At 53.2% G+C, this 1497-nt stretch carries 1 protein-coding gene; it reads left to right on the plus strand.

The window, feature by feature from the left end; translation table 11 throughout:
- Positions 1-166: 166 nt before the first annotated feature.
- Positions 167-1258, plus strand: a complete 1092-nt coding sequence (locus SY1_RS05455) for an IS110 family RNA-guided transposase (RefSeq protein ID WP_208872984.1) — start codon at positions 167-169, stop codon at positions 1256-1258.
- Positions 1259-1497: the final 239 nt, after the last annotated feature.

The following is a 1497-nucleotide window of genomic DNA, read 5'->3' on the forward strand; positions in this document are numbered from 1 at the left end:
GTCCATAGTACGAATTTCACCCAAATCCACGGGCAAAGTTTTTAACGTGCGTCGGAAACCGGTTTTGCACGTTCGCCGCTGCACTTGGCGGACGCAAAAGGGGAATTGTTTCAATCTATGCAACAACGCATTTTATCCTTCATAAAGGCCATCGCAACCTGTGGATTTGGGTTTCACGTTTTGTTCTCTTGAGCCGAAGCTCGGGGGTGAGGATAAGGTTTTCGGCTGCATGCAGAGCGAGGCGGATGTCAAGAACGTGCTCAAGTACATCGAGGGTTTGAAGAAAGAACTTGGGGACGACGTCGAGTTTCTCTGCGGTTACGAGGCCGGCTGTTTAGGTTTTTCGCTGTACCAGCAACTGAAAAAGCAAGGCGTTGAATGTGTCATTCTTGCTCCATCCACGATGATGGCAAGCAAGGGTAAGCGAATCAAGACGGATGCGCGGGACGCAAAGCGGATAGCTCAATGCCTTGCCTATGGGACCTACCGCAGCGTTCATATCCCTTCCAGCGATGACGACGCCGTCAAGGAGTACATCCGTATGCGGGACGATCACAAGATAGCGCTGAAGAAGCTCAAGCAGCAGATCAATGCACTCTGCCTGCGTAACGGGCGTCAGTACACCAGGACCAAGTGGACGCTGGCCCACTTGAGATGGCTGCGTGAAACGGACTGGCAGGAGGCCGTGTTGAAGGAGACGCTGCAAGAATATCTTATGACCTTCGAGCAAATGACGAATAAGCTGGAGGCCTTGGACAGAAGGATCGAGGAACTGGCCCAGGGAGAGAAGTACAAGGAAAAGGTGAAAAAGCTGGTCTGCCTCCTTGGAGTAAAGATGAGAACGGCTCTGGCGAGCATTGTGGAAGTTGGAGATTTTTGTCGGTTCGAGAAGGGCAGCACCTACGCCGCGTACCTTGGGCTGACGCCCGGAGAAAGCTCCAGTGGAGATACCGTGCGCCGGGGAGGGCTCAGCAAGGCAGGGAACGCACACCTTCGTACCTTGTATATCGAGGCAGCACAAGGGATCTGCAAAGGGAGGATTGGACATAAGTCAAAGGAGTTGAAAGCCCGTCAGGCGGGGAGCAGTCAAGAGGTTATAGCCTATGCCGACCAGGCGAACGAACGGCTTCGCCGCAAATATTGTCGTCTTACCCATCGAGAGAAGAAGAGAAATGTGGCGGTAGCCGCCATAGCGCGAGAGCTGGCCTGCTTCATCTGGGGCCTGATGACCAACCACACAGAGCGGAGGGTTGCGTGACATCGAGTAAAGGAGCAGAGGACGAGTCCAAGGAAGGGCTTGCCCAGACCACGGGAAGTGCAGCTCAGAGAGGAGAGGCGGAACGAATCGGGTAACAATATTCCAGTATAAGAGTTGAAAAATTCATTCCCGACGGTATCCGAAAAGAAGTACCGTCTGCTTGAAGGTTCGAGCCATCTGCGATGCAAACTATGTCGGCACAGAAAAATCCTGTGATCCACGCACTTAGACAGCAGGGT

This window comes from Fretibacterium fastidiosum, from assembly GCF_000210715.1.
GTDB lineage: Bacteria > Synergistota > Synergistia > Synergistales > Aminobacteriaceae > Fretibacterium > Fretibacterium fastidiosum.